The organism is Streptomyces sp. NPDC097619 (genome assembly GCF_040302735.1).
In the GTDB taxonomy this organism is placed as follows: domain Bacteria; phylum Actinomycetota; class Actinomycetes; order Streptomycetales; family Streptomycetaceae; genus Streptomyces.
Genome location: NZ_JBEOSD010000292.1, coordinates 1 through 3,991, shown reverse-complemented (window position 1 = coordinate 3,991; position 3,991 = coordinate 1). Strand labels below are relative to the sequence as shown.

Here is a 3,991-nt window from a genome sequence, read left to right as displayed (position 1 = left end):
GGCCCAGTTGGTGCGGCCGGTGGCCAGCCGGATCCAGGTCAGCGGGTCGGTCTCGACGACGTTGGGCGGGGTGCCGCGGGTGTGCGTACCGTCGTCGGCGGCCGGTACGTGCGGTCGGGGATGTCCGCGGACGTGGTCCCGGACCTCCACCCGGAGCCGGTCGGCGGCGAGGCTCGCGGAGACCTCGGCGCCCCGGTCGGTGTGCACCAGTGCGTTGGTGACGAGTTCGGTGGTGAGCAGTTCGGCGACCTCGGCGGTCTCCGCCCTGCCCCAGGGCCTCAGGAGTTCGCGCAGGGATCTGCGGACCTCCCCCACGCCCCGCAGATCGGCCCTCCGGACGGAGCGGTCCATCCGCAGGGCGCCGGCGGTGCCCGGCCCGGCGATCCCGCCCTGTCCCGTCTCCTCCGTCCCCTCGTCCTCGTTGTCGGACGGCTCCCGCGCTGTCGGCCGCCCCTTCCTCGGCTGCTTACCGGCTTGCGCCCGCACGGCGACTCACATCCCCTTCCTCGAACAGGTCTACGGGATGCATGCCCCGCGGCGGCGGGGCCACTCCTGCGGGTCACGGAAGGATCACGGGCGTCGTTTCCGTACGTCCGGACAGGTTTATGGCCGGGGCACGTTCCGGAGGTTGGCGCGGGCCATCTGGACCATCCGGCCGACTCCGCCGTCCAGCACGATCTTGCTCGCGGAGAGCGCGAATCCGGTGACCATCTCGGCGCTGATCCTGGGCGGGATGGACAGGGCGTTGGGGTCGGTGACGACGTCGACCAGCGCAGGTCCCTTGTGCCGGAAGGCGTCCTTCAGGGCGCCCGCGAGCTGTTTCGGCTTTTCCACGCGGACCCCGTAGGCGCCCGCCGCGCGGGCGATCGCGGCGAAGTCGGGATTGTGGTTCGTGGTTCCGTACGAGGGAATTCCCGAGACGAGCATTTCCAGCTCGACCATCCCCAACGACGAGTTGTCGAAGAGGACCACTTTGACGGGCAGGTCGTACTGCACGAGGGTGAGGAAATCTCCCATCAGCATGGAGAATCCGCCGTCGCCGGACATCGAGATCACCTGTCGGCCGCGGTCGACGAACTGCGCGCCGATCGCCTGCGGAAGGGCATTGGCCATGGAGCCGTGGCTGAAGGAACCGATGATGCGGCGGCGCCCGTTCGGGGAAAGGTAGCGCGCCGCCCACACATTGCACATTCCCGTGTCCACGGTGAACACCGCGTCGTCGGAGGCGAGTTCGTCGAGCACGGAAGCCACGTACTCGGGGTGGACGGGGGTGTGCTTCTCGACCTTGCGGGTGTAGGCGCGGATCACCCCCTCCAGGGCGTCGGCGTGCTTCTTCAGCATCCGGTCGAGGAACCGGCGGTCGGTCTTGGCCCGCACCCGCGGGGTGAGGGCGCGCAGGGTCTCGCGGACGTCGCCCCAGACCCCGAGGTCGAGCCGGGAGCGGCGGCCCAGGTGTTCGGGCCGCACGTCCACCTGGACGATCTTCACGTCGCCGGGGAGGAAGGCGTGGTAGGGGAAGTCGGTGCCCAGCAGGATCAGCAGGTCGCACTCGTGGGTGGCCTCGTAGGCCGCGCCGTAGCCCAGCAGTCCGCTCATGCCCACGTCGTACGGGTTGTCGTACTGGATCCACTCCTTGCCCCGCAGGGCGTGTCCGACCGGGGACTTGACCCGCTCGGCGAAGGCCATGACCTCGGCGTGGGCGCCCGCGGTGCCGCTGCCGCAGAACAGCGTGATCCGGTCGGCCTCGTCCACCAGCCGGGCCAGCTTCTCGATCTCCGCCTCGCCGGGCCGGACGGAGGGCCGTGCGGTGACCGGGGCGTGCTCCTTCGGCCGGTCGGGGGCCGACTGTCCGGCGATGTCCCCGGGCAGGGCCACCACGCTCACCCCGCTGCGGCCGATGGCGCACTGGATCGCGGTCTGCAGCAGGCGGGGCATCTGGCGGGGGCTGGAGATCAGCTCGCTGTAGTGGCTGCACTCGCGGAACAGCTGGTCGGGGTGGGTCTCCTGGAAGTAGCCGAGGCCGATCTCCGCGGAGGGGATGTGGGAGGCGAGGGCGAGCACGGGGGCCATCGAGCGGTGGGCGTCGTACAAGCCGTTGATCAGGTGGAGGTTGCCGGGGCCGCAGGAGCCGGCGCAGGCCGCGAGCCGCCCGGTGATCTGGGCCTCGGCCCCGGCGGCGAAGGCGGCCGTCTCCTCGTGCCGTACCTGGATCCATTCGATGCCGCCGGTCCGGCGGATGGCGTCGACCACCGGGTTGAGGCTGTCGCCCACCACCCCGTAGATCCGCTGTACGCCGGTGCTCACGAGGATGTCGACGAACTGTTCCGCCACGCTCTGCTTGGCCATGAGGGGCGCCCTTCCGGTCCGGTGCGGCCGTGTGCGCCTTCCATCCACGCACGGACCGGTCCGCCCCGCCTCCCGGAAGGTCGGACGGCGGGGCGGAGCACGGGACGGGACGGCCGTCCGTTCCGGACTCCCGGCGGTCAGGACTCCCAGACGACGGCGGCGGTGCGGTCGTCGGCGTAGCCCTTGAGCCGGAGGGTGGTGTCGGCGAGGAAGGCGGCGAGGCCCGGCGGGACGGGACCGGGCCCGGTGCCGCCCGGGGCTCCGGGCCCCCAGCGGTCCGCGAGGGCGGCGGGCAGGGCGGTGCCCTCGCGCATGGGCCCGGCGAGGCCGCCGGTGCAGAGCAACAGGGCGTCGCCGGGGCGGGCCACCGAGGCCCGGAACCGGAAGTCCTCCGGGCCGGCGTCGGGGCTCTCCAGGTCCTGCCAGGCCCCGTCCCGGAGCCGGAACAGGCCGCCGTCGCCGAGGCCGAAGGCCACCCGGGTCCGGCACTCCGGGTCGACGGGCAGCAGCAGGCAGCGCAGCCCGGCCGGGACCGGGCCGCCCGCGACGCGCAGCCGCCCGTGGGCGCGGTCGGTGAGGCGTTGCAGCCCGGACCGGAGGTCGTCGCGGCGTCCGGCGCGGATGTCGGCGCCGAGCCGCTCCTGGCTGCGGCCGACGGTCGCGGCCACCCACCGGCACAGTCCGGCCCCGGCCCCGCCGGCCTCGGCGGCGTCCGGGGCGGCCCGGTCAGCGGTGGCCGCGGCGATGAGGACCAGGGCGTCGTCCCCGGTGCCGAAGCGGGCGGTGAGCAGGAAGTCCCGGCGGGGCTCGCCGCGGTAGCGGGCGGAGTCCCCGCGCACGGAGGCGGCGCGCAGGGTGTACGGGCCGTGCCGGGCCCCGTCGAGGACGGTGTCGGGGGCGAGTGCGGACAGGCCCTCGGGGTCGGCGGCGGGCAGGCCGCCGGGGGCGCCTTCGTACGTGGGGGGCCGTTCCCCGAGGTGCCGCACGGCGTAGCGGGTGCGGTCGGTGGTGGGCTCCCCGGCCGGTTCCGCGCCGGGGTAGGGCTCGGTCGGGCCCGGGGTGCCCGCTCCGGGGCCGGTGGGCGGCGGAGGCACGGGGGGCACCCGCAGCGCGCCGAGGGCGAAGCCGGTGTCGCCGCGCAGTTGGGGTCCCGGACCGGCGGGGGGCTCGCCGGCGGGGGCCGGGGGGCGGCTGCCGGGCAACGGCAGCGGAGGCAGGCCGCCGGGGGCCGGGGTGCGCGGATCGGCGGGGGTCGGCGGGGTGGTCGCGCCGGGTCCCGGGGGCGGGACCGCGGGAGGCCCGTCCGCGGGGGCCGGGGCGGGCGGGGGCGGCGGCACGGGCGGGCGGGGGCCGTCGGCTCCGGCGGGCGGGGCCGGGGGCGGTCCGGGCGGCCGGGGCGGGGCCGCTTCCCGGGCCGGCTCTCCGGCGGGGGCGGGGGGCGGCGGGGGCGGGGTCCGGAGCACGGGGGCGGGCCCGGGCGGCGGGAGGGGCGGGGCCGGGGGTGGCTGCGGTGCGGGCCCGTCCGTCGGCGGGGCGGGGACGGGCGGTGGGGCGGCGGGCGCGGGGAGGGTGGGCGTCGGAGCGGCGAGGGAGAGATCGGCGACCTTGAAGTCGGCCGCCTTGGTGCTGGTCATACGGGATTCCT

3 protein-coding genes are annotated in these 3,991 nt (G+C 75.6%); all 3 read right to left on the bottom strand.

Going from position 1 to position 3,991, the window contains the following annotated elements; genetic code table 11:
- Positions 1-486, bottom strand: a 486-nt coding sequence (locus ABTZ17_RS36425) for a sterol carrier family protein (protein ID WP_352200113.1), incomplete at its 3' end; no start/stop codon positions are given.
- Positions 487-603: 117 nt separating this feature from the next.
- Positions 604-2,346 (bottom strand): pyruvate dehydrogenase, encoded by a 1,743-nt coding sequence (locus tag ABTZ17_RS36420; protein ID WP_352200112.1) that lies wholly within the window; start codon positions 2,344-2,346, stop codon positions 604-606.
- Positions 2,347-2,483: 137 nt separating this feature from the next.
- Positions 2,484-3,991, bottom strand: a 1,508-nt coding sequence (locus tag ABTZ17_RS36415; RefSeq protein ID WP_352200111.1) for a protein phosphatase 2C domain-containing protein, incomplete at its 5' end; no start/stop codon positions are given.